The sequence below is a fragment of the Aeromonas sp. R7-5 genome (genome assembly GCF_040908015.1).
Lineage (GTDB): Bacteria > Pseudomonadota > Gammaproteobacteria > Enterobacterales > Aeromonadaceae > Aeromonas > Aeromonas caviae.
Genome location: NZ_JBFOCZ010000027.1, coordinates 14,876 through 39,889 on the forward strand (window position 1 = coordinate 14,876; position 25,014 = coordinate 39,889).

Sequence of the window (25,014 nt, forward strand, 5' to 3'; positions counted from 1 at the left end):
TCACCGTGATTAGCGGTAATTCTTTTTGACGATATCGATAACCCGCAGCTGGGCCATTGCTTTGGCCAGCTCGGCAGACGCCTGAGCATAGTCGATATCACCATGGGAGCTGTTGATCCGCTCTTCGGCACGACGCTTGGCTTCCTGGGCTTTCGCCTCATCCAGATCGTCTGCGCGAATGGCGGTATCGGCCAGCACGGTCACGGCTTCGGGTTGTACTTCCAGCATGCCGCCGGAGATGTACAGCACCTCTTCGCTACCATTTTGCTTGATCAAGCGGACCAGGCCCGGCTTGATGGCAGTCAGCAACGGAGCATGACCGTGGCGGAGACCCAGCTCACCTTCGGAGCCTGATACCTGGGCGGATTGCACGCGACCGGAAAACAGTTTTCCTTCGGCGCTCACCACATCCAGGTGAAAGGAGATCATCTCAGCCATGGGCCCTCCTATCGAGGCTTACAGTTTCTTGGACTTCTCGACGACTTCGTCGATGCCGCCAACCATGTAGAACGCCTGCTCCGGCAGATCGTCATACTCGCCCTTCAGGATGCCCTGGAAGCCACGGATGGTTTCCTTCAGCGGCACGTATTTGCCCGGAGAACCGGTAAACACTTCTGCCACGAAGAACGGCTGGGACAGGAAACGCTCGATCTTACGGGCACGGGCTACGGTCAGTTTGTCTTCTTCTGACAGTTCATCCATACCCAGGATGGCGATGATGTCCTTCAGCTCCTTGTAGCGCTGCAGTACGGTCTGAACGCCACGAGCGGTCTCGTAGTGCTCCTTGCCAACCACCAGCGGATCCAGCTGACGGGAGGTGGAGTCCAGCGGGTCAACGGCCGGGTAGATACCCAGAGCCGCGATCTGACGGGACAGTACGACGGTCGCATCCAGGTGAGCGAAGGTGGTCGCCGGAGACGGGTCGGTCAAGTCATCCGCAGGCACGTAAACGGCCTGTACGGAGGTGATGGAACCGGTCTTGGTGGAGGTGATGCGCTCTTGCAGAACACCCATCTCCTCGGCCAGGGTCGGCTGGTAACCTACTGCGGAGGGCATACGGCCCAGCAGTGCGGATACTTCGGTACCGGCCAGGGTGTAACGGTAGATGTTGTCCACGAAGAACAGCACGTCACGACCTTCGTCACGGAACTTCTCGGCCATGGTCAGGCCGGTCAGCGCCACGCGCAGACGGTTTCCGGGCGGCTCGTTCATCTGACCGTAAACCAGAGATACTTTGTCCAGTACGTTGGACTCCATCATCTCGTGGTAGAAGTCGTTACCCTCACGGGTACGCTCACCTACACCGGCGAACACGGAGTAACCGCTGTGCTCGATCGCGATGTTACGGATCAGCTCCATCATGTTGACGGTCTTGCCTACACCGGCGCCGCCGAACAGACCAACCTTACCACCCTTGGCGAACGGACATACCAGGTCGATAACCTTGATGCCGGTCTCCAGCAGCTCGGTGCTGTTGGACTGATCTTCGTAGCTGGGGGCTTCGCGGTGGATGGACCAACGCTCTTCTTCGCCGATCGGACCCTTCTCGTCGATGGGGTCGCCCAGTACGTTCATGATACGGCCCAGGGTCGAGGTACCGACCGGTACCTGGATGGCCTTGCCGCTGTTAACTACTTCCAACCCACGACGCAGACCGTCGGAGGAACCCATGGTGATGCAACGCACGACGCCGCCGCCGATCTGTTGCTGAACTTCCAGTACCAGACCCTGGCCTTGGCCTTCGCTGACAACCTTCAGTGCATCGTACACCTGGGGCACGGCATTCTGCGGGAACTCGATGTCCACCACAGCGCCGATGATTTGGACGATGAAACCGTTACTCATGTCAAATCCTCTAAACCTTTGATAACCCTTGCCTTACACCGCAGCAGCACCGGAAACGATCTCTGTGAGCTCCTGGGTAATACTGGCCTGACGGGCCTTGTTGTATACCAGTTGCAGATCGTTAATCAGGTTGCCGGCGTTGTCAGTCGCGGCTTGCATGGCAACCATTCGGGCTGCCTGTTCACTTGCCAAGTTTTCTACCACACCCTGGTAGACCTGGGATTCGACGTAGCGAATCAGCAGGGTATCCAGCAGTTGCTTGGGATCCGGCTCATAGAGGTAGTCCCAGTGGTGCTTCTTGGCGAGCTTGCTGTCTTCTGTTACGGGCAAAGGCAGCAGTTGATCGACTTTTGGTTGCTGAACCATGGTGTTGACGAACTTGTTGTACACCAGATACAGCCTGTCAATCTCACCGTTGTCGTAAGCCTTCAGCATGACCTTCACTGAACCGATCAGGTCATTGACGCTCGGGTTGTCACCCAGTCCGGAGACGTGGGCTTTCACCTTGGCGCCGTGCCGTTCAAAGAAGTTGGAGGCCTTGTTACCGATCAATGCCAGGTCAACCTTGGCACCTTTCGCGCTCCATTGCTTCATATCATTGAGGGCAGCCTTGAACAGGTTGATGTTCAGACCACCACACAGGCCACGGTCGGTGGAGACGACGATGTAACCCACTCGCTTCACCTCACGTTCGATGAGGTAGGGGTGCTTGTATTCCAAGTTCCCCTGAGCGATATGGCCGATCACCTTGCGCATGGTTTCAGCGTACGGACGGCTGGCAGACATGCGTTCCTGCGCACGGCGCATCTTGCTCGCTGCCACCATTTCCATAGCGCTGGTGATCTTCTGAGTGTTCTTCACACTCCCGATCTTGTTACGTATCTCTTTTGCGCCGGCCATCTCTTCTCTCCATCAGGTGGCAGCTTGCGCTGCCACACACGCTTACCAGGTCTGGGTTGCCTTGAAGTCATCCAGCAACGCAGTCAGCTTGCCAACGATCGCGTCGTTGTAGTCGGCCTTGGCATTGATTTCAGCCATCAGCTCGGCATGCTGGGTATTGGCGTAAGAGAGCAGAGCGGCTTCGAAGTCGACGATCTTGCTCAGTTCGACATCGGCGAGATAACCCTTCTCGGCGGCGAACAGCACCAGGGACTGCTGGGCCACGCTCATCGGAGAGTACTGCTTCTGCTTCATCAGCTCGGTGACTTTCTGACCGTGATCCAGCTGCTTGCGAGTGGCATCGTCCAGGTCGGAAGAGAACTGGGCAAATGCCGCCAGTTCGCGGTACTGGGCCAGCGCGGTACGGATACCACCGGACAGCTTCTTGACAATCTTGGTCTGAGCAGCACCGCCCACACGGGATACGGAGATACCCGGGTCAACCGCCGGACGAATACCGGAGTTGAACAGCTGGGAGGTCAGGAAGATCTGGCCATCGGTAATGGAGATCACGTTGGTCGGAACGAACGCGGAGACGTCACCGGCCTGGGTTTCGATGATCGGCAGGGCGGTCAGGGAACCGGTCTGGCCTTTCACGGCACCATTGGTGAACTTCTCTACGTACTCGGCGTTGACGCGAGCAGCACGCTCCAGCAGACGGGAGTGCAGATAGAAGACGTCACCCGGGTAAGCTTCACGTCCAGGCGGACGGCGCAGCAGCAGGGAGATCTGGCGATAGGCAACGGCCTGCTTGGACAGGTCATCATAGATGATCAGTGCGTCTTCGCCGCGGTCACGGAAGTACTCGCCCATGGAGCAACCGGCGTAGGGAGCCAGGTACTGCAGAGCAGCCGCTTCGGAGGCAGAAGCCACGACCACGATGGTGTTGGCCAGGGCACCGTGCTCTTCCAGCTTGCGCACCACGTTGGCGATGGTTGAGGCCTTCTGGCCGATCGCAACGTAGACGCACTTAATGCCGGAATCTTTCTGGTTGATGATGGTGTCGATGGCGATGGCGGTCTTACCAACCTGGCGGTCACCGATGATCAGCTCACGCTGGCCACGACCGATAGGGATCATGGCATCGATGGCTTTCAGACCGGTCTGGACTGGCTGGTCAACAGACTTACGCTCGATAACGCCCGGGGCGATCACTTCGATCGGCGAGAAGCCGTCGTTGTCTACCGGACCCTTACCGTCGATCGGCTGACCCAGGGTGTTGACCACCCGGCCCAACAGACCACGACCGACCGGCACTTCCAGAATGCGGCCGGTACCCTTTACCTTCATCCCTTCGGCCAGATCGGCATAGGGACCCATTACTACGGCACCAACGGAGTCACGCTCCAGGTTCAATGCCAGAGCGAAGCGGTTGCCCGGCAGCTCGATCATCTCACCCTGCATGGCATCGGCCAGACCGTGGATACGAATGATACCGTCGCTTACAGAAACGATGGTACCTTCGTTACGCGCTTCGCTTTTGACATCAAACTGCGCAATGCGCTGCTTGATCAGCTCGGCGATTTCAGTGGAATTCAGTTGCATGCTCTAATACCCCAATCAAGATTGCAGCGCATCGGCCATGCGATCCAGCTTACCGCGGACCGTGCCGTCGATAACGAGATCACCGGCCTTGATGAGCACCCCGGCCATCAAGGACGCATCTGTGCTGCAATTCAGCTTCACTTTGCGCGCGAGACGTTGTTCCAGAGAAGCCTGAATATTGGCTTTCTGCTGGTCGGTCAGTTCGATCGCCGAAATCACGTCAGCCTGAACTTCTTTGTCCAGTTCAGCCTTGAGCGCGATGAATTCGGCAACGACCGCCGGCAGCACACCCAAGCGACCATTCTCGGCCATCACCCGGATCAGGTTCTGACCGTGCTCGTTGAGCTGCTCACCGCAGACACCGACAAACAGCTTTGCCAGTTCTTCGGCAGCAACGGAGCCGTTTACCAGGCTGTGCATGGTCTCGTTTTCTGCCACCTGAGCGGCGAAATCGAGCATCTCCAGCCATTGGTCAACCGCCTTGTGCTCAACGGCAAACTCGAAAGCAGCCTTGGCGTAGGGGCGAGCGATTGTAGTCAGTTCAGACATAGCCCCGTTCCCGTTACAGTTCTGCTACCAGTTTGTCGACGATGTCGCTGTTGGCAGCCTGGTCGATTTGGCGTGCCAGGATCTTCTCTGCACCCGCGATGGCAAGAGCAGCAACCTGCTTGCGCAGTTCTTCTTTGGCACGATGACGTTCAGCTTCGATCTCTGCACGGCCCTGAGCCAGGATTTTCTCCCGCTCAGCTTGGGCTCCGACAGCAGCCTCATCAATGATCTGGGCCTTGCGTTTGTTGGCCTGATCGATGATTTCAGCAGCCTGAAGCTTGGCTTCTTTCAGCTGATCGGTGGCGTTGGCCTTGGCCAGCTCCAGATCTTTCTTGGCACGCTCTGCAGAAGAGAGGCCGTCAGCGATTTCTTTCTGACGGGCTTCGATGGCAGCCATCAGCGGCGGCCATACGTACTTCATGCAAAACACTACGAAGATGAAAAAAGCAACTGCTTGGCCGAGGAGGGTGGCGTTGATATTCACAGCCGATGTCCTCTTTAGTTAGTTAATGGGTTCTGCGTGAGTCGTAATGACTTAGGCAACCGCAAACATCACATACAGACCCAGACCAACGGCGATCATCGGGATCGCATCCACCAGACCCATCACGATGAAGAACTGGGTACGCAGAACAGGGATCAGGTCAGGTTGACGAGCTGCACCTTCCAGGAACTTGCCACCCAGGATACCGATACCGATGGAGGCGCCGATAGCCGCCAGACCCATCATCATTGCAGCAGCGATGTACAGCAGGTCCATGTTCAAGTTTTCCATGAGGATCTCCATTTATTTAGATGTAATTGATTGTATAAAAAGGATTATTTGAGTTGCATCAACCATGGTCTTCCTGCGCCATCGACAGATAGACGATGGTCAGAACCATGAAGATAAACGCCTGCAAAGTGATGATCAGGATGTGGAAGATTGCCCAAGGCACGGACAGGATCCACTGTGACCACCAGGGTAACAAACCCGCAATCAGGATGAAGATCAGTTCGCCAGCATACATGTTGCCGAACAGTCGCAGACCCAATGAAACAGGCTTGGAAATCAACGTGACGGTTTCAAGGATGAAGTTAACCGGGATGGCAGCAGGGTGATTGAAAGGCTGAAGCGTCAGCTCCTTCACGAACCCGCTGATACCCTTGACCTTGATGCTGTAGTACAGGATCAAGAAGAACACGCCCAAAGCCATGGACATGGTGATGTTAACGTCAGCAGAGGGAACCACACGCAGATAGGGAACACCCATCAACTGTGCAGCGTGAGGGATAAAGTCAACGGGGATCAGGTCCATGAAGTTCATCAGGAAGATCCACACGAACACCGTCAGGGCCAAAGGTGCGATGACCTTGTTGCGACCATGAAAGATGTCCTTGACGTTACCATTCACAAACTCGACCAGCATCTCCACAAAGCACTGCAGCTTACCGGGCACACCGCTGGTGGCCTTGACGGCAACCTTGCGGAACAACCAGATAAACAGGGCGCCTAGCACGACGGAAAATATCATGGAATCGATATTCACCGTCCAGAACCCGGACCCTACCTGCAGGTGGGTCAGGTGGTGGGAGATATATCCCTGAGGAGTCAGGACTTCTCCGGTTGCAGACATGAGTTTTCCTAATAGTGGTTGTTAAGCGTGAATGAAACTATCCACTGTACAACGAGGGCGAGGATATAAGTGGCGAAGAACGAGGCGGTGTCGACCTCAATCCCGGCGCCAAACAGCAGGGCGAAAAGTCCTGTTGTAGTAATGAGCTTAATCCCTGCCCCACCATAAAAGTCCCGCAAAACCAGGCCTACGCTCTCTTTCGTCACCTTGCGGCGCAGAACCCAAAGCGTGAACAAGGCTTGAGGAACCCAGTACATCCCCCCTCCGTAGAGAGAGGATTGTCCGGCGAACTCTCCCGCCTGATAAAACCAGACGGTGGCGATCGCCAGGATCAGGACCAGCTGACAAACGAGCATAGCCAAGGCCAGCGTCAAACCTTCCAAGGCTATTTTCTGCTTCACCAACCTACCCCTGAACATTACAGAACTGTAAAAAATCGGGATCCGAAGACCCCAGGTTCACAGCTCGAAAAGCCGGTCAAATTATACCCGTGAAGACGGCTATTGCAACATGGCAAAAATCCTTAATTTTTGCGGCTTTCCGCGCGAAATTAAGGTTATGTTCATATCGAAAGTAATGGATGTTTTATTACTACAAAAAGCGTAAAAATCACAATTCTGACAGGCCAAAATAGCCCAATACCCGGTCCAAATCTGCCAAGTTATCGTAACTTATTACTAACTTGCCGCTATCTTTCTTGCCCGGCTGAAGTTGCACCTGATTGCCAATTTTTTCAGAAATCTGGCGCTCGAGATAACCAAACTGCGGATCGCGGACGGGTTCAACCCTGGTTTTTGCCGGTTCCAGTGCTTTTTGCACCAGCTTCTCGGTATCTCGCACTGTCAGCCCCTTCTGGGCCACCAGTTTGGCCAGCTCTGACTGGGCCTGACCGCTCAGGGCCAGCAGGGCACGGGCATGCCCCATGTCGAGGTCGCCGTGTTCCACGAAGCGCTTCACGTCCTCGTTGAGCTGGTTGAGACGCAGCAGGTTCGTGACCGTGGTGCGGGACTTGCCTACCGCCTCGGCAACCTGCTGGTGAGTCAGTTCGAACTCCGTCAGCAGGCGCTGGAGGGCGACGGCCTCCTCGATGGCGTTGAGATCTTCACGCTGGATGTTCTCGATGAGTGCGATGGCGACGGCCGCCTCGTCGGCGACATCCTTGACCAGGCAGGGCACCACTTCGAGACGGGCCAGCTGGGAGGCGCGCCAGCGGCGTTCACCAGCAATGATTTCGAAACGGTTTTCACCGATGGAGCGAACCACGATGGGCTGGATCACCCCTTGTGCACGGATGGAGTTGGCCAGCTCCTCCAGCGCATCCTGGGACATATCCTTGCGCGGTTGGTATTTGCCGGACTGCAGCCACTCCACCGGCAGCTTGCGCAATTCCCCCTGATTGGTCGGGGCCATGGCCTGTTCGGTGCGCTGGTCGCTCATCACCTGTTTCTGGCGGGCGGCCGTGCTGGTGCTGAGCAGGGCGTCCAGCCCCTTGCCCAGCCCACGTTTCTTCGGCGTCATATGCTCTCTCGATCTGCGGTGAGCGGCTGGGACTCCTGCTCCTGGCGGCGCAGGATCTCGCCAGCCAGGGCCAGATAGGCCTTGGCCCCCACCGATGATTTGTCATAGTGCATGGCTGGCGCGCCAAAGCTCGGCGCCTCCGCCAGTCTTACGTTGCGGGGAATGATGGTGCGATAGACCTTGTCCCCGAAATGCTGTTTCAGCTGATCGGACACATCATTGGCCAGCCGGTTGCGATGATCGAACATGGTGCGCAGCACCCCTTCAATCTTCAGCTCCGGATTGACCACGGCTGCCAGCTTGCTGATGGTGTCCACCAGGGCGGTCAGCCCTTCCAGCGCATAGTATTCGCACTGCATGGGCACCAGCACGGAGTCGGCGGCGGCCATGGCGTTCACCGTCAGCATGTTGAGAGAAGGCGGGCAGTCGATGAAGACGTAGTCGTACTTGTCCCTGACCGAGGCCAGGGCGTTGCGCAGGCGGATCTCGCGGGCAAAAAACTCCATCAGGCGGATTTCTGCCGCGGTCACGTCGGCATTGGCGGCGATCAGGTGATAGCCTCCCGAGGTTTCGGGGATGATCACCTCGCCGATGGGGGCATCTTCGATCAGCAGTTCATAGGCAGTGCGTTCGACATCGTACTTGTCGACGCCACTGCCCATGGTGGCATTGCCCTGCGGATCCAGATCGATCACCAGCACCTTGCGCCGGGTAGCGGCCATGGAGGCGGCCAGATTCACACAGGTGGTGGTTTTACCCACTCCACCCTTCTGGTTGGCTATGGCAATGACTTTTCCCACACTGTCCCCTAAATGAATGCGGCGGCCCTATTCGGGCTGGATGGCTTTAAACTCCAGCAGATGGCGTTCGCCTTCCAGTTCCGGCACCACCAGCTTGTGGGTGGCAACCAGACGAATGCTGTCAGGCAACTGTGCCAGCTCCTGCTCGGGGTATTGTCCCTTGAGCGCCAGGAAGCTGCCCTCGGGTGACGGCAGATGATGACACCAGCTCAGCATGTCCTCCAGGGAGGCGAAAGCCCGGCTCAGTACACCATCAAATCCTGTCTCGGGTTGATACTCCTCCACCCGGGATTTGACGGGAGTCACATTGGTCAACCCCAGCTCCAGGATCACCTGGCGGATGAAGTTGATCCGCTTGCCCAGGCTGTCGAGCAGCACGAACTGTTTGTCCGGATTGATGATGGCCAGCGGCAGTCCGGGCAGACCCGGACCCGTTCCCACATCGATGAAGCGTTCACCGTGCAGGTGAGGACTCACCACCAGGCTGTCGAGGATATGCTTGACCAGCATGGCGTCCGGATCTCGCACCGAGGTGAGATTGTAAGCCTTGTTCCACTTGTGCAGCAACTCGACCAACTGCACCAACTGGGTCTTCTGGGTTTCGGTGATAACAATTCCGGCCTGCATGAGCAGGCCGTTCAATCTTTGCAGCATGTTGTCCAACGGGGAATTCCTCAGGCGGTTTTACGCAGCAGGCCGTGTTTCTTCAGGTGCACCAGCAAGATGGAGATGGCGGCAGGGGTGATGCCGGAGATGCGGGACGCCTGACCAATGGTCTCTGGCTTGGCATCGTTGAGCTTGGCGATCACCTCGTTGGAGAGACCGTTCACGTCGCGGTAGTTCATGTCCAGCGGCAGCAGGGTGTTTTCGTTGCGCAGCTGTTTCTCCACCTCGTCGTGCTGACGCTCGATATAACCGGCGTACTTGATCTGGATCTCCACCTGATCCGCGGCAGCCGCATCGGTCAATGCAGGCCCCACACCCTCGATGGCCATCAGGGCATCGTAGGTCACCTCGGGGCGACGCAGCAGCTCTTCCAGGCTCTGCTCCCGGGTCAGGGGAGTGTTGACCAGGGCGTTGACGGCCTCCAGAGACGGATGCTGCGGGTGGATCCAGGTCGAGCGCATGCGCTGACGTTCCTGCTCCACCTGTTCCACCTTGGCATTGAACAGGCTCCAGCGATGATCATCCACCAGACCCAGCTCGCGGCCGATGGCGGTCAGGCGCAGATCCGCGTTGTCTTCCCGCAGCAGCAGGCGATATTCGGCACGGCTGGTGAACATGCGATAGGGTTCGCGGGTCCCCAGGGTGGAGAGATCGTCCATCATCACGCCCATGTAGGCTTGATCCCGGCGTGGGTGCCAGGCTTCCTTGCCCTGGGCGCGCAAGCCCGCGTTCAGACCGGCCATCAGACCCTGGGCAGCGGCCTCTTCATAGCCGGTGGTGCCGTTGATCTGGCCGGCGAAGAAGAGGTTCTCGATGCACTTGCTCTCCATGTTGGCCTTGAGATCCCGCGGATCGAAGAAATCGTACTCGATGGCGTAGCCAGGGCGAGTGATATGGGCATTCTCGAAGCCACGGATCGAGCGGACGATCTGCACCTGCACGTCGAACGGCAGGCTGGTGGAGATCCCGTTCGGGTAGAGCTCGTGGGTGGTCAGTCCTTCCGGCTCGACGAAGATCTGGTGCGCCGTCTTGTCGGCAAAGCGGGTGATCTTGTCTTCGATCGACGGGCAGTAGCGCGGGCCTATCCCCTCGATCACTCCGGCGTACATGGGGCTGCGATCCAGGTTGTTGCGGATCACCTCGTGGGTCTGCTCATTGGTATGGGTCACGTAGCAAGGCATCTGGCGCGGATGCTGGCTGGCGTTGCCGATGAAGGAGAAGACCGGGCGAGGATCGTCGCCATGTTGCTGCTGCATCACGGAAAAATCGACGGTGCGTGCATCGATGCGTGGTGGCGTGCCCGTCTTGAGGCGATCGATGCGCAGCGGCATTTCACGCAGGCGCTGGGCGAGGGCGATCGAGGGAGGATCCCCGGCGCGCCCCCCTTTGTAGTTCTCCATGCCGATGTGGATCAGACCATTGAGGAAGGTGCCAACGGTCAGTACGACCGTCTTGCCGCTGATGCGGATCCCGCTCTGGGTGACGACACCGGCGACACGATCCCCGTCCATGACCAGATCGTCGCAGGCCTGCTGGAAGATCTTCAGGTTCGGGTAGTTCTCCAGGGTCTGACGCACCACAGCCTTGTACAACAGGCGATCCGCCTGGGCACGGGTAGCCCGCACCGCAGGGCCCTTGGAAGAGTTGAGCGTGCGGAACTGGATCCCGCCGAGATCGATGGCCTGCGCCATGATCCCGCCAAGGGCGTCGACTTCCTTGACCAGGTGTCCCTTGCCGATCCCGCCGATCGCCGGATTGCAGGACATATGCCCCAGCGTATCTATGTTGTGGGTGAGCAACAGGGTATTGAGACCCATACGGGCTGCCGCTGTTGCTGCTTCGGTTCCTGCATGACCGCCACCGACGACGATCACATCAAATTGTTCATGGTATTGCATTGGGGATCACCTTGATCTGCACGCCTGAAGATCTTTGTTTGCCTGGTCTGAAGGGCGGATCATTCTATCTGTTTAGCATCCGGAGGGGAACGTCTACTTCAGGATCAGTATGGATCAGGGATCGGTTAAATAGATCTTAAGGATCTTTAGATCGATCTTTTATTGGATCTTTTATTAGGATCCGCGACTTCTGTTGATAAGGCATTTTTGATCATAAAGATCATTCGGTTAAGGTCGATCGCTGCTTGTGGAAAAGCTTGGATCCAGAGGGGGCGAACGGGGGGATAACATGGGTTTTTATACACAGAAACATGGTCGGCAAGATCTAATACATGAATAACTATAGGTTTTGCAGAGCTTAGCACCTAAGTTATGCACAATTATCCGAGCTCATGTGGGGAGCTCTCGGGAAAAACTTATCCGGATCCCCCTGTTAATAACCTGGTGGATAGGGATCTGGGGATAACCAGGGAGATCGGGGGTCGTGACCGGATCTCCCTGGCCCTGATCAGCCGATCAAGGTCATCCAGTCGTGGATCCAGGTTTCTGCGGCATCTTCGGGGATCTCGTGTTGGGTCACGTCTATTTCCAGGAGATCCCCCAGCCGGCTGGCCCCGCACCCGGCCAGCAGCCGATCCAGCGTCTTTCCGCCCTGGCAGAAGGTGTCATAACTGCGATCCCCCAGGGCGATCACTCCGTACTTGAAGGCGGTGAGATCCGGCTGCTGTTCGGCAAGATCCCGGGCAAAGGGCTGCAGATTGTCGGGTACATCCCCCGCACCATGGGTGGAAGTGACCACCAGCACGATGGCTTCTGGCTCGGTCAGGATCCTGACCAGTCTGGCAGGGTTGTGGATCTCCGCCTGGTGGCCCGCCTGTTCAAGCAGGCCGACCACATGATCTGCGACATATTCGGAGGCCCCCAGCATGGAGCCGACGACGAGGTTGAGTTTGGCCATGGAATGGATCCTGATGTCATCGAAAAAGTGAAGAGCGGGGATCTTACCGCCAAAGCATGTGGATAAATATGGATAAAGCTTGGGGATAAGGAGCCTGTCCACTTTTTGCTGCCAAAACCGGTCTCGTGGCCGTCACGCTGCCTTCTTTCCGCCTGTTGCGACCTCATCGCACCTTTCGTTGTCAAACGACACTTTAAAACATCAATTAACAATGCAGATGCAAATGATTAGCAATTATTGAATCGATTCGATCACGGCACCTGTAGTAGCATGGCGCTGCTTTATTCGCCTGAGGCGCCGGGCTGACCGGTCCAATTGGGCACCCATAATAAGAAATCAAACATAACTTATTGATATTTGAGACACTTATATGATTGCGCAAAAAAATACCCCGAATGCCGTGATGCGAAAGAGAGGCGCACAGCTGCTGCCGCTCTCCTGTCTGCTGGCGTCCCTGCCCGTGTTGGCGGCGGAACAGGCGGATAAAGAGTTGCCCAAGGCGGGCGAAACCATGGTCGTGACCGGGACCGCCATGAAGGTCGAGGTCCCCATGGCAGAGACCCCCCGTGCCGTCTCCGTGGTCAATCGCGAAGAGCTGGACCAGCACGCCGTACTCAAGCTCGACGAGTCCCTGCGCTATCGCTCCGGCGTCCTGTCCCAGTCCTACGGTTCGGACACAGATGCGGACTGGTTCAAGGTGCGTGGCTTCGATGCGGCTTCTTACCTGGATGGCAACCGTCTTTTCAGCACCGGTTACTATGTCTGGACCCCGGAGCCCTTCGGCCTTGAGAGCGTGGAAGTGCTCAAAGGCCCGGCCTCCATTCTGTATGGCGAAGCCCCTCCCGGAGGCGTCATCAACGCCATCAGCAAGCGTCCGACCGCGACCCCGCAGGGACTGGTGAACCTGCAACTGGGCAACCGGGATCTGCGCCAGGTCGGGGTGGATGTCTCCGACACCCTTACCGACAACAGCCGGTATCGTCTGGTGGCCCTCTACAACGAGCGGGACGGCGTGCTGGACGGCACCTACAACGAGCGCGCCTATCTGGCGCCGAGCGTGACCCTGGATATTTCGGATCGCACCACGCTGACGCTGCTCTCCAGCTTCAAGCACGATGAAGGGGTGCCGACCAACGGCTTCTTCCCGGTCTATGGCACCCTGAATACCTCCGGCGGCCAGATCGATCCCTCCACCAACCTGAGCCAGCCGGATTACGATCGCAATCGCAATACCCAGATCTCCGCCGGGTACGAGCTGGCCCACCAGCTCAACCAGACCTGGGAGTTCAAGCAGAACGTTCGCTTCAACTACAACGATCTGCTGCTGCGCCAGACCTATATCTTCCCGACCTATGAAGGCACCACCGCCTACCGCGGCCTGGTCTACCGGGATGGGGATACCAAGAGCGCCACCATGGACAACCAGATGGTGGGCTACTGGAACACCGACAGCACGGAGCAGACCCTGCTGCTGGGGGTGGATCTGCAGCGCCATGTGAATGAAGGTCAGGAAGCCGACAACTATGGCATGGGCGCTATCAACACCATGAACCCGGATTACAGCGGTTTCCCCGGTTTTGATGAATCCACCGCGACCCATCAGAAGAGCACCAAGGGTCAGAGCGGCCTCTATGCCCAGCACCAGATCCGCTGGGATGATCGCTGGCTGCTGACCGCGGGCGGTCGTTTCGACTACGTGGAAACCCACAACATCAGCGAAGCCAAGAGCAAGAACGAGAAACAGTACGACGACAACCTCTCTCTCTCCGGCAGCCTGATGTACCTGGCCGACAACGGTCTCTCCCCTTACTTCGCCTATGCGGAATCCTTCGAAGTGCTGCCGGGGATAGACCCCAACACCGGCAACTCCTACAAGCCGCTGGAAGGCAAGCTCTACGAGACCGGGGTCAAGTACGCCCCCAGCTTCCTCGATGGCTACATCAACCTGGCGCTGTTCGATCTGGAGCAGACCAACTCCCTGGTCTCTACCGGCTCCGGCCAGCAGACCCAGGCCGGTGAAGTGACCTCTCAGGGGGTCGAGCTGGAAGGGAGCGTGCAGGCCACCGAGGCGTTGCGCCTGACCGCTGCATATACCTATACCGATGCCAAGACCAACGACACCGGCAACGGCGATCGTCGTGCGAGCCTGATCCCGCGCCACCAGGCCTCCTTCTGGGGCAACTACAAGGTGCAGCAGGGCCCGGTATCCGGTCTTGAGCTGGGTTCCGGCGTGCGCTATGTGGGTTCCAGCGTCGGCATCGGCGCGGTGAATGCGGACTACACCCCCATCTATGGTTCCGCCCAGGTACCGGCACACACCGTATGGGATGCGATGATCGGGTATGACTTTGCCAAGAACTGGCGTGCCCAGATCAACGTCAACAACCTGCTGAACGACACCTATGTGGCGAGCTGCGACTACTACTGCTACTACGGCGAGCCGCGCAGCATAGTCGGCACCGTCAACTACCGCTGGTAAGCGACAGGCCGGGCGGGGGCGAAGGCTCCCGCCCTCCTTCCATTCATCTACAGGCCTGTCATGGAACTCTTGTCACTGGTTTATCGCCAATACCGTTGGCCCTTCATCGCCATTACCCTGCTCAGCCTGCTGAGTGCTGTCAGCGGGATAGGCGTCATTGCCTTCATCAATCAATCACTTATCGAATCAGTCGGGGATCCGCTGCCGATCCTGGGTCAGCTTGTCGGCCTTGTCTTGCTGCTGCTGGTGATCACGCTCGGATCCCAACTGGCCCTGACCACCCTGGGTCACCATTTCGTCTACCGGTTGCGTGGCCGCCTGCTCAAGCAACTGCTGGATACCGACGTCGCCCGTCTGCGTCAAATAGGGCAGGGGCCGCTCCTGGCCTCCCTTTCCAGCGACATCGGTCAGATCACCATCGCCTTCGTGCGCCTGCCGGAACTGGTACAGGGTCTGGTGCTCACCCTGGGCTCCATCATCTACCTTGGCCTGCTCTCTCCCGCCTTGCTCGGTGTTACCGCCCTCTGGGTCACCGTGACCATGGTGGTGGGCTGGCTGCTGGTGAACCGGGTCTATCGCCACCTGGCGCACATGCGCCAGGCCGAAGACAGGCTCTACCAGAACTACCAGTCCATCATCGCCGGGAGCAAGGAGCTGGCGCTCAACCGCGAGCGTGCCCATTTCGTCTACCACCAGCTCTATGAGCAGAATGCCCGGGACTACCGGGAGCAGATCATCCGCGCCGATACCTACCACCTGAGCGCGGTGAACTGGTCGAACATCATGATGCTGGGTGCCATCGGCCTGGTCTTCTTCCTGGCCAACGGGCTGGGCTGGGCCAACACCAATGTGGCCGCCACCTTCGCCCTGACCCTGTTGTTCCTGCGCACTCCCTTGCTGCAAGGCATCGGAGCCTTGCCGACCCTGATCGCCGCCCAGGTGGCGTTCGACAAGATAGCTGCCCTCAATCTGGCGGAGCCGGACGAGGCGTTCCCGTTGCCGCCTGCGCCTCGCCCCTGGCAGCGCATCGAGCTGGAGCAGGTGAGCTTTCACTACCAGGGGGAGGGCGGTTTCTCCGTGGGCCCCATCAATCTGGTGATCGAGCGGGGGGAGCAGATATTCCTCATCGGTGGCAATGGCTCCGGCAAGTCGACCCTGGCCATGCTGCTGACCGGGCTCTATCAACCGGTCTCTGGCCGGATCCTGCTGGATGGGGAGCCGGTCACCGATCGCAACGGCTATCTGGGGCTTTTTTCCGCCATCTTCACCGACTACCACCTGTTCCAGCATTTGCTGGGGCCCGAGCCGAAAGAGGCGCTGGTCGCCGAGTGGCTTGAGCGGTTGCAGATGGGCAGCAAGCTTGCCATCGAGGATGGCTTCATCGCCGATATCGACCTCTCCCAGGGCCAGCGCAAGCGGGTCGCCCTGCTGCTGGCCCTGGCAGAGCAGCGGGAGGTGATGCTGTTCGACGAGTGGGCCGCAGATCAGGATCCCCAGTTCCGCCGCATCTTCTATCAGGTGCTGTTGCCGCGTCTCAAGGAGATGGGCAAGACGGTGATCGCCATCAGCCACGACGATCACTACTTCTCTCTGGCCGATCGCCTGCTGGAGATGCGCCAGGGCCGCCTCACCGAACTGACCGGCGAGCAGCGCGAGCAGGTGAGCCGGGATGCGGTCGCCCATCTGGATGGCAAGGTGCCGGCCTGATGCTGGCACCGATGAGACTGGCAGCAAGCCAGCACAGGAATTGCTTATGTTCGAGATGAAATCCGCCAGCTTCGCGGTCAATGACCGCACGCTGCTGCACCCCACCAGCCTTCGCTTCGAGCAAGGTCGGGTCTATGGCCTCATCGGCCACAACGGGTCGGGCAAATCGACCCTGATCAAGCTGCTGGCGCGCCAGCAACCCCACAGCGGCGGGGAGATCCTGTTCGATGACCAGCCGTTGTCTGCCTGGGGCAACCGGGAGTTTGCCCGTCAGGTGGCCTATCTGCCCCAGCACCTGCCGAGTGCCGAAAACCTGCTCGGCCGCGAACTGGTGGAGATGGGGCGCTACCCCTGGCGCGGCCTGCTGGGCCGGATGGGAGCGGAAGATCACCGTCAGGTGGAGCGGGCCATCGCCCTGACCCACACCGAACGCTTTGCCGCTCGGCTGGTGGATACCCTCTCCGGCGGCGAGCGGGGACGAGTCTGGCTCGCCATGCTGCTGGCTCAGGAGAGCCGTTTCATCCTGCTGGACGAGCCGCTGGCCGCCCTGGACGTGGCCCATCAGGTGGAGGTGCTCACGCTCGTCAAGCAGCTCAGCCGCCAGCTCAACCTCGGGGTCATCATCGTCATTCACGACATCAACATGGCCTCCCGTTTCTGCGATCGGCTGGTGGCGCTGCACTCCGGCCGTCTGCTGACCCACGGCGAGCCCGAACAGATCATGACAGGGGAGACCCTGAACGCCATCTATGGCATCCCCATGGAGGTCATTCGCCATCCGGCCCATGACCACGCCATCGCCATCGTCTGACCGGGGGCCGCTCTTGAACCGTTTATTGAAGATGGCGCCCTGTCTGCTCAGTCTGCTGCTGCCCCTGGCAGGGGAGGCCGGGCAACTTGTCAGCGCCACCAGCGCCACGCCCCGCATCGCCACCGTGGACTGGACCATAGCCGAGACCCTGCTGGCGCTCGGAGTGACACCGATGGCGGTGGGGGATGTGGCCCCCTATCGCGCCTGGGTCGGTGAACCCCAGCTTCCTGCCGGGGTGATCGATATCGGGCTGCGTGCCCAACCCAACCGGGAACTGCTGGCGGAGCTCAAACCGGATCTTATTCTCATCTCGCCGCTGGCGGCCCCCCTGGCGCCGACCCTCTCCCGCATCGCGCCGGTGCACTCCATCGCGCTGTATGAACCTGGCACCGATCTGTGGCAGCGACTGCGGGAAGCGACCCTGACCATAGCCGCCCTGGTCAACAAAGAGGCGGAGGCCGAACGCCAGCTCGCCGCGCTGGAGCTGGATCTGGCACAGATGCAGGCGGCGCAGCCCGCCGATCTGCCCCCCTTGCTGGTGGTGCAATTCATCGATGAGCGCCATGTGCGGGTGTTTGGCCATGGCAGCCTGTTCGAGGCAGTGATGCAGCGCCTCGGCCTTCGCAACGCCTGGCAGGGAGAGACCAATGCCTGGGGATTCTCGGTCGCGAGCCTGGAGCAGTTTCTCGGGATGCCGGAGGCTAGGCTGGTGGTGGTGGACCCAGTGCCCGTAGGAGTTGGTGAAAAACTTCAGGAGCCTGGATTGTGGCAGCATCTCCCGCTGGTACAGAACAATCCAGTGATCCATCTGCCTGCGACATGGAGTTTTGGTGGCATATTGGCGGCCCGCCGCTTCGCTACCCTGCTGGACGGTGCCTTGCGGGAGCAGGCTGTCCACAGTGCAACCGGGGGATCAAATCAATGAGATCTTCTCTTTCTTCGCCCCTGCTGCGCCCGGGTCTCTGCCTGTTGGTGCTGACACTGGGGCTGGCTTGCGCCGAGCTGGCACGTCAACTGCCGGGGGCGCTCTGGTGGCAGGCCCTGTTCTCCCCCGAGCTGGACGATGCCCGCCAGGCGGTGGTTCATTTCAGCTGGCTGCCGCGCCTAGCCATCTGCCTGCTGGCCGGTGCCGCCCTCGGGCTCGCCGGTACCCTGATGCAGCAGGTGCTGCGCAATCCCCTGGCCTCGCCCACCACCCTGGGGGTGGCCTCCGGCGCCCAGCTGGCGCTGATGATGGTGACCCTGCTCGCCCCCTCCTGGCTGCTGATCGGGCGGGAGTGGATCGCCATGGCCGGGGGAAGCCTGGCCATGGGGCTGGTCTTCGCCCTGGCTTGGCGCCGTCAGCTCAATCCCGTGGTCATCGTCTTTGCAGGGCTGGTGATCAACCTCTATCTGGCCGCCATCAGCATGGGATTGCTGCTGTTCTTCCAGGAGGAGCTCAAAGGGTTGCTGGTGTGGGGGAGCGGATCTCTGGCCCAGAACAGCTGGAGCGGCGTCGGCTATCTGCTGCCACGGTTGCTGCTGGCCGCGATGCTGGCGGTGGTGCTGGTGCGCCCGCTGGCAGTGCTGGAGCTGGACGATGCCAGCGCTCGCAGCCTGGGGGTCTCTCTCAAGCACCTGAGATTCGCCGGCCTCGGCCTCGCGGTGTTTGTCACCGCCTGCGTGGTGAGCGTGGTGGGGCTGATCGGTTTTATCGGGCTGGCGGCGCCCGCCATGGTGCGGCTGCTGGGGGTCAGAAAACTGGCCCAGCGGCTGCTGTGGGCACCCATCCTCGGCGCCCTGTTGCTGGCGGCCACCGATCTGCTGCTGCAGACCCTGAGCCGGTTCTGGCCTGTGCTGATCCCGACCGGCGCCATGACGGCCCTGTTGGGGGCGCCGCTGCTGCTCTGGCTGATCCCGCGTCTTGGCATCAAGCAGAGTTCACCTAAGGCGAACTCCTCCCTGCAGTTGGCCCGCCATCCGGCGCCGACTCGCCTTGTCGGCCTGATGGTGTTGGGGCTGGCTGTGGCGGTGATTGCCTCCCTGTTGTTTGGGCAGGGGATGGGCGGCTGGGGCTGGCCGAGCTGGCTGCGGTGGCAGGCCCAGCTGGAGTGGCGCTTGCCGCGCACGCTGGCAGCGGGTGCCGCAGGCGTGTTGCTGGCGCTGGCAGGCACCCTGTTGCAGCGAGTCAGCAACAACCCCATGGCGAGCCCCGAGCTGCTGGGGGTGAGCGGTGGCACCTTCATGGGGGTGATTGCGGCGGCCCTGTTGCTGCCCGCCTTGCCGCTGCCCATGATGCTGCTGGGGGGGTTGATGGGCGCCTTCGCCTGCCTGTTGCTGCTGGTGCTTATCAACCGGCGCAACGGCTTCCAGCCGGAGCGGATACTGCTGTCTGGCATCGCCATCACGGCGCTGTTCGAGCCGTTGCAGGCCATCGCCCTGGCCAACGGCGACCTGCGGGTGCAGCAACTGCTCTCCTGGATGTCCGGCTCCACCTATTACGTCACCCAGCCGGTGGCCCTTGCCCTGGTGGTGTTGGCGCTGCTGATGCTGGCAGCCTGCTTGCTGGTGAGCCGTTGGCTCGATCTCATGCCCATGGGGCCGGCGGTAGCGACGGCGCTCGGCATCCGCCTGAGCCGTGCCCAGCTCACCATCCTGCTGCTGGTGGCCGTGCTCACCGCCAGTGCCACCATGGTGATAGGCCCGCTCTCCTTTGCCGGTCTGCTGGCGCCGCACCTGGCCAGATTGATGGGGCTGGTGAGGGCGCGCTGGCACCTGCTCGGCGCTGCAGGCTGTGGCGCTTTGCTGATGGTGTCGGCGGACTGGATCGGCCAGCAGATCCTCTTTCCCCAGGAGGTGCCCGTCGGTCTGGTCTCCACCCTGTTAGGGGGCGCTTACTTCATGTGGTGCCTGCGCCGTCTCTAGGTTGGTGGATGAAAAGCGCACAAAAAAGCCCGGGATGAACCCGGGCTTTTCATTGCCTGCTCTGCGGACTTACTTGCCGATGCAGAAGCTAGAAAATACATCTAACTATCTGTAAATATTTGGGTTTAAGTTTTGCTATTTATCCCCATGGGAACAAATATGGGAACACTTGTTGAAAACGCCTCCACTCAACACCACTCCCCACACAAGCTATCGGCTTGGGCCAGCAAGGAGCCAGAGCTTAGCACTAGCACCTTGCTGACTCGTTTGGGAGGGGATCAGTTGTCGTTCTTGCTTCCCCTCACTTGCTGGTAGACCGCTTGCATCAAATGGCTAGCAGCAATACCCCTAAACGCTTCGTCATTCATCAGGCGTACAAAGATATCTTCATTTCCGTCCATGCGTTCAATGAACAGCTTTTCAAGCTGCTTGTTAAATACGGGTTCGAAGTTTTCAATGCTGTTGGCCATAACCGCCTGCCGTAGCTGCTCGTTGGCCACCGCCGTTTCACGAACTTGGTCGAAGAAAAGCTGATCTGCAGGAGTAAATTCTGTACCAAAGCGCTCATTCAGCTTGCCAACTAAAGTTGATAGCTGTACGTCTTCTTCAGCTTGCCCAGTGCCTACCTCGGTGGGTCCATACAGTGAATCTGGTTCACCGATCTTCAAATCTATCGCGCCCTCACTGATTTTTTGTAGACGGTAGTACTTGAGTTCAACTTCGTCGTCTACCTGCACCGTACGATTGTCAGTTTCGTATGGCAGTTTGGTCAGCAAGAAGCGGGCATAGGTGTAGAGTTTCTCGTGATCGGAGTCCTGGTACGGCACGATCTGAGAAACAAAGCTGTAAAGATTGCGGAAGCTGATCAGTTGCCCTTTGAATAGATTCTGGTCTTCTTCTTCGATGGCCTTGAATCGTTCAATCACCAAATCGAGCAAACCATTCAATTTCTTATGTTCGCCACCAGTGGGGTTTAACCGGTTTCTGAACCAGATTTCGCACCAGGCATCTACATCGCTCTTAGTGAATATCTTCCAGTTGAAGAGTGTATGAGCCAGTGTGTTGAGCTGCTGAGGATCGGTGTCCTCGCCCTTGTCAGTTTTCTCATAATAGGGTTTAAACGCCGTATAAATGTCTTCCGGTGCATTAACAAAATCGAGAACGAAGGTATCTGTTTTGCCTCGTGTTGTGCGATTGAGGCGCGACAATGTTTGTACCGCTTGAATGCCAGATAAGCGCTTGTCGACATACATGCTGTGCAACAGTGGCTGGTCAAATCCCGTTTGGTATTTTTCGGCCACCAGCAAGACTTGGTATTCCTCGGTATTGAATTTTTCCGGCAGCTCGTTTTCCTTGATGCCGTTATTCATATCTACTTCGGTGAACTTCTTGTCCTCAAACTCTTTAAGCGCAATTTCGCCAGAGAATGCCACCAGTGATCGCACATCGGTGTATCCCTTGTCCTTGATGTACTTGTCGAAGCCCAGCTTGTAGCGTACGGCGTGCTCGCGTGAACCCGTTACCACCATCGCTTTGGCTCGACCGCCAATTTTGTGCCGAGTATGGGTGCGGAAATGTTCCACGATCACTTCCACTTTTTGCGCTATCTCGTAGTCGTGAAACTCGATGAAGCGTGCCAGTGCCCGGGCTGCCTTGCGGCGGGGCACCTCGGGATCTGCTTCCACCTTCTGGATCAGTTTGCAGTAGCGCTTGTAACAGGTGTAGTGCGCCAGCACATCGAGAATAAAGCCCTCCTCGATAGCTTGCCGCATGCTGTAGTGGTGAAATGGTGCCTTGCCATTGGGGCCTGGTTCGTTGAACACAGCCAGGGTCTTGAACTTGGGGGTGGCGGTGAAGGCAAAAAAACTCAAATTGGGCTGTTTGGCGCGTTTGAGCTGTTCACGAAGTAACGCCTTCTTCGCCTCTTCGCTCAAGGCATCGTCGTCCATATCCAGCAACTGCTCGGCTATTGCTGCTTCAATGCCGTCCCTGTTCAGGATCTTACGCAGTTCCATCGCCGTTTCGCCGCTCTGTGAGCTGTGCGCCTCATCCACGATCACGGCAAAACGCTTGCCTGCTGTCGAGATAGCGACGCCCTTACCATTAGCCTCCATCGTACGGATGGCTTGGGTGATGAAGGGAAACTTCTGGATGGTAGAAATAATGATCGGCACACCATCAGCTAACGATTTGGCCAACTGTTGGGTGTTTTCGTCAATCTTCTGTACCACTCCCAGCTTGTGCTCAAACTGGAAGATGGTGTTTTGTAACTGTTGATCTAGTACGCGCCGGTCGGTGATGACGACGACCGAATGAAAAATCTTTTCGTTGTTAGCGTCATGAAGACTGGAGAGGCGGTGTGCAAGCCAGGCAATCGAGTTCGATTTGCCTGAACCAGCTGAGTGCTGAATGAGATAGTTATGTCCCGAACCATGTGCCTGCGCATGATCGGTCAGTGTCCGTACCGCATCTAACTGATGATAGCGCGGGAAGATCATCGTTTCCTTGCTATGACGCTTGATGCCCTTTTCGGTAACGACACTCTTTTCCTGAACATCCAAATGGATGAAACGGGCCAAAATGTCCATCAAGCTGTTGCGGGTCAACACTTTGTGCCAAAGGTATGAGGTTCGTACATCACCTGCGGTTGGAGGGTTGCCTGCACCGTGGTCATGGCCCAGGTTGAACGGCAGGAAGAAGGTATCTTTGCCTTCCAGCTTGGTGGTCATGAACACCTGCTCAGTATCCACTGCAAAATGCACCAAACAGCGTTGCTTGAAGGCGAACAGCAACTCTTTGGGGTCGCGCTCAAAACGATATTGGTTCTTGGCGTTTTCCACATTCCAGCGGGTGGCTGACATGGTGTTCTTCAGCTCTAGCGTGGCTACTGGCAAGCCATTTACTGCCAACACGACATCGGGGATAGCGCCACTTTTGGTTTTCACCTGCCGAACAATGGTCAGACGGTTGTCGTCAAAGCGTTCTGTACTGGCGGGGTCCAACCCAGTATTGGGCGCGAAGTAGGCCAGCCGTACTGTCTTACCCACGCACTTAAAGCCCTCACGTAAGACACTCAAGGCTCCCTTGGCTGCAAGCTCTTTAATCAAGCCATCCAGCAGCATTGTGGGAGCCTTGGTGGCATCAAGCTGGGCCAGGCGTGTCCAGATCTTCGGTTGGGTTTTCTGCACAAAAGTGACGACATCAGCAGGAAACAGGGCTGCATCCGGGTCGTAGGTGCTGGGATCACCTTTATCAAAGCCGCCTTGGCTGACCAGTGCGTGTTCGATGTCGTTTTCAAAGTCGATTTCTTTGTGCATGGGCTATTTCCCCTCCAGCTTTTTCTTACCAAGCTGTTGGATACTTTGCTCTGGGGTTGGCAATGCTTCGGGCATGGTCCCCCCCAGCTCTTGGATGGTCTGGCGAACTTTTTGCCCGACCTCAAAGTGAGTTTGATTGGCCTGCCGTTTGCCCTGGACCTGATCGCGGCGCAACTTTTCTTCTGCCTGTGTGGCGCGGAACAAGTTGGCCGCCAACTCGGTGCTGCCCATGTGATCCAGAATTTTTTGGCTCTTCTTCAAACCTTTGCGTGCATGAATATCTTTGGCACCCAAGCCGCCATACAAGCCTTTGTAACCGTGGTCCTGAAAAATGGCGTAGTCCAACGGCGTTGCAACACCAGCATCTTTGGCCGCTGCTGCCAGGCACTTGTTGTGCTCGGCTAGCTCATTGCGTATAGCCAGTCGCTTTTCATTTTCACCCAGCTGGGCAAACTTGACGTTGTCTTCCAGCTCTTGACGCCGGGTTTGCAAGGCAAAATAGGTTTGACCGTTGGCAATCACGGGCTTGGAGGGGTCACCGTTTTGCACAATCAGGTAGCAGGCGTAGCGCGAAAGTCGTACATCCTCCACTTTGCGCTGTGCGCCTGAGCCGATCTCAACCATTGTGAGGATATCCTCCATATGGTCTGCTACGTTGTACCCACTGTTTGTGCAGGCTTCCCGCGCTTTTTCCATCACAGGCAAAAAGTGGCGGTATTGAGAATATTCCAGCTCCTTGGCGAGCTGCCGGGCTGACCAAAACTCGTTACCAGCCTCATCAAGCTGGCGAATGCCTTCAAATGTGGCGTGGTGCTGAGTCGAAATGCTGGATTTAGGCATGACAATTCCCTTTCATCGAATCACCTCAATATTGCTGTTATCCAAATCTGCCAGCGCCATGCCATTGAGGTCGGCATAACGGTAGTGGCGTATCGTATGATCCCGCTGCAGGTACTTGCCATCTGCATCCAGATAGGGTGTTGGGTCTGCCGTGTTGCTCAACACATACTTGGTCACATGAAAGGTGCTCTTTTTGTTGGTATAGGCTTTGATGGTGGCGTGCAACGCTTTGAGCCAATCCACACTCGCCGTCAATTGCTCAGGAGTATCTTGTGGAATACTTTCCGATTTAAATTCCAGGCAGTAAACATGCAACTTGTTTTTGCGCAGATTAAACAACACATAATCACAACGCTTGGACCACGGCTTGGCTGTGTCGTCTAGAAAGTGAAACAGCGGCAAGGTTGCGCCATTCTTTTTGGTATCCAGCTTGATCACTAAGGTTTCACCACGGGTTGGCAGTTTCACTTCATAAGTAATGGGTTTACTGCCTGCGTGACCAAAGCCTTTTTCTTTCAGCACCACTTCACTGTCGCTTGCCTGCACCTCACCGTAGTGGTTGGTGTTCAGGTAAGACTTCAAACAGTTGAAGTAGCCTTGTGCGTTTAATGCCATCCGTTAG

22 protein-coding genes are annotated in these 25,014 nt (G+C 57.9%); 5 read left to right on the plus strand and 17 right to left on the minus strand.

The features are described from left to right. Positions 1–9 precede the first annotated feature (9 nt). The 14 genes from AB5Y53_RS11175 to mioC form a co-directional block, all read right to left on the minus strand. A complete protein-coding gene (locus tag AB5Y53_RS11175; protein WP_010672259.1) occupies positions 10–438 on the minus strand; it encodes a F0F1 ATP synthase subunit epsilon in 429 nt (142 codons plus the stop codon). An 18-nt stretch (positions 439–456) separates the two neighbouring features. Further along, entirely contained in the window at positions 457–1,845 is a 1,389-nt protein-coding gene (gene atpD / locus AB5Y53_RS11180) for a F0F1 ATP synthase subunit beta (RefSeq protein WP_010672260.1), read from the minus strand. A gap of 33 nt (positions 1,846–1,878) precedes the next feature. Next, complete coding sequence (gene atpG / locus AB5Y53_RS11185; RefSeq protein ID WP_010672261.1) at positions 1,879–2,745, minus strand: F0F1 ATP synthase subunit gamma; 867 nt, start codon at positions 2,743–2,745, stop codon at positions 1,879–1,881. A 42-nt stretch (positions 2,746–2,787) separates the two neighbouring features. Further along, positions 2,788–4,329 (minus strand): F0F1 ATP synthase subunit alpha, encoded by a 1,542-nt coding sequence (gene atpA / locus AB5Y53_RS11190; protein WP_010672262.1) that lies wholly within the window; start codon positions 4,327–4,329, stop codon positions 2,788–2,790. Positions 4,330–4,344: 15 nt separating this feature from the next. Next, entirely contained in the window at positions 4,345–4,878 is a 534-nt protein-coding gene (atpH, locus tag AB5Y53_RS11195; RefSeq protein WP_319900871.1) for a F0F1 ATP synthase subunit delta, read from the minus strand. A 13-nt stretch (positions 4,879–4,891) separates the two neighbouring features. Beyond that, on the minus strand, positions 4,892–5,362 hold the full coding sequence (atpF, locus tag AB5Y53_RS11200; protein ID WP_010672264.1) for a F0F1 ATP synthase subunit B: 471 nt from the start codon (positions 5,360–5,362) through the stop codon (positions 4,892–4,894). A 51-nt stretch (positions 5,363–5,413) separates the two neighbouring features. After that, positions 5,414–5,653, minus strand: a complete 240-nt coding sequence (gene atpE, locus AB5Y53_RS11205; RefSeq protein WP_010672265.1) for a F0F1 ATP synthase subunit C — start codon at positions 5,651–5,653, stop codon at positions 5,414–5,416. Between the two features lie 58 nt (positions 5,654–5,711). Further along, positions 5,712–6,494, minus strand: a complete 783-nt coding sequence (gene atpB, locus AB5Y53_RS11210; RefSeq protein WP_010672266.1) for a F0F1 ATP synthase subunit A — start codon at positions 6,492–6,494, stop codon at positions 5,712–5,714. 8 nt (positions 6,495–6,502) lie between these two features. Continuing rightward, positions 6,503–6,913 (minus strand): ATP synthase subunit I, encoded by a 411-nt coding sequence (locus AB5Y53_RS11215; RefSeq protein WP_010672267.1) that lies wholly within the window; start codon positions 6,911–6,913, stop codon positions 6,503–6,505. Between the two features lie 190 nt (positions 6,914–7,103). Beyond that, positions 7,104–8,012: a ParB/RepB/Spo0J family partition protein gene (locus AB5Y53_RS11220; protein ID WP_319900870.1), complete on the minus strand. Its 909-nt coding sequence runs from the start codon at positions 8,010–8,012 to the stop codon at positions 7,104–7,106. After that, the gene (locus AB5Y53_RS11225) at positions 8,009–8,812 is read right to left on the minus strand and encodes a ParA family protein (RefSeq protein ID WP_029313362.1); all 804 of its coding nucleotides are present in this window, start codon (positions 8,810–8,812) and stop codon (positions 8,009–8,011) included. Before AB5Y53_RS11225 ends, AB5Y53_RS11220 begins: the two co-directional genes overlap by 4 nt. Positions 8,813–8,839: 27 nt before the next feature. Then, a complete protein-coding gene (gene rsmG / locus AB5Y53_RS11230) occupies positions 8,840–9,466 on the minus strand; it encodes a 16S rRNA (guanine(527)-N(7))-methyltransferase RsmG (RefSeq protein ID WP_010672270.1) in 627 nt (208 codons plus the stop codon). Between the two features lie 20 nt (positions 9,467–9,486). Beyond that, positions 9,487–11,376, minus strand: coding sequence for a tRNA uridine-5-carboxymethylaminomethyl(34) synthesis enzyme MnmG (mnmG, locus tag AB5Y53_RS11235; RefSeq protein ID WP_010672271.1), 1,890 nt, complete (start codon positions 11,374–11,376; stop codon positions 9,487–9,489). 508 nt (positions 11,377–11,884) lie between these two features. Continuing rightward, positions 11,885–12,334 (minus strand): FMN-binding protein MioC, encoded by a 450-nt coding sequence (gene mioC / locus AB5Y53_RS11240; protein WP_368182025.1) that lies wholly within the window; start codon positions 12,332–12,334, stop codon positions 11,885–11,887. A 370-nt stretch (positions 12,335–12,704) separates the two neighbouring features. On the opposite strand from mioC, the gene AB5Y53_RS11245 reads away from it, so the two are divergent. The 5 genes from AB5Y53_RS11245 to fhuB are packed head-to-tail and all read left to right on the plus strand — an operon-like array spanning position 12,705 to position 20,235. After that, positions 12,705–14,813 (plus strand): TonB-dependent siderophore receptor, encoded by a 2,109-nt coding sequence (locus tag AB5Y53_RS11245; protein WP_029313364.1) that lies wholly within the window; start codon positions 12,705–12,707, stop codon positions 14,811–14,813. Positions 14,814–14,873: 60 nt separating this feature from the next. Then, the gene (locus tag AB5Y53_RS11250) at positions 14,874–16,520 is read left to right on the plus strand and encodes a multidrug ABC transporter permease/ATP-binding protein (protein ID WP_103261030.1); all 1,647 of its coding nucleotides are present in this window, start codon (positions 14,874–14,876) and stop codon (positions 16,518–16,520) included. Between the two features lie 46 nt (positions 16,521–16,566). After that, the gene (locus tag AB5Y53_RS11255) at positions 16,567–17,331 is read left to right on the plus strand and encodes an ATP-binding cassette domain-containing protein (protein ID WP_368182026.1); all 765 of its coding nucleotides are present in this window, start codon (positions 16,567–16,569) and stop codon (positions 17,329–17,331) included. 31 nt (positions 17,332–17,362) lie between these two features. Next, positions 17,363–18,256 (plus strand): ABC transporter substrate-binding protein, encoded by an 894-nt coding sequence (locus AB5Y53_RS11260; RefSeq protein ID WP_319900879.1) that lies wholly within the window; start codon positions 17,363–17,365, stop codon positions 18,254–18,256. Further along, positions 18,253–20,235 carry a Fe(3+)-hydroxamate ABC transporter permease FhuB gene (gene fhuB / locus AB5Y53_RS11265; protein ID WP_368182028.1) on the plus strand — a complete coding sequence of 661 codons (1,983 nt, stop codon included), beginning with the start codon at positions 18,253–18,255 and terminating at the stop codon, positions 20,233–20,235. The genes AB5Y53_RS11260 and fhuB overlap by 4 nt, the downstream gene beginning before the upstream one ends. 278 nt (positions 20,236–20,513) lie before the next feature. Here fhuB and AB5Y53_RS11270 read toward each other — a convergent pair whose 3' ends face one another. Genes AB5Y53_RS11270 through AB5Y53_RS11280 form a run of 3 tightly spaced genes read right to left on the minus strand, consistent with a single transcriptional unit; the run spans position 20,514 to position 25,007 of the window. Continuing rightward, positions 20,514–23,552, minus strand: coding sequence for a type I restriction endonuclease subunit R (locus AB5Y53_RS11270; protein ID WP_368182029.1), 3,039 nt, complete (start codon positions 23,550–23,552; stop codon positions 20,514–20,516). A 3-nt stretch (positions 23,553–23,555) separates the two neighbouring features. Further along, positions 23,556–24,392, minus strand: a complete 837-nt coding sequence (gene dinD / locus AB5Y53_RS11275) for a DNA damage-inducible protein D (protein WP_368182030.1) — start codon at positions 24,390–24,392, stop codon at positions 23,556–23,558. Positions 24,393–24,404: 12 nt separating this feature from the next. After that, positions 24,405–25,007, minus strand: coding sequence for a hypothetical protein (locus AB5Y53_RS11280; RefSeq protein ID WP_368182031.1), 603 nt, complete (start codon positions 25,005–25,007; stop codon positions 24,405–24,407). Positions 25,008–25,014 lie beyond the last annotated feature (7 nt).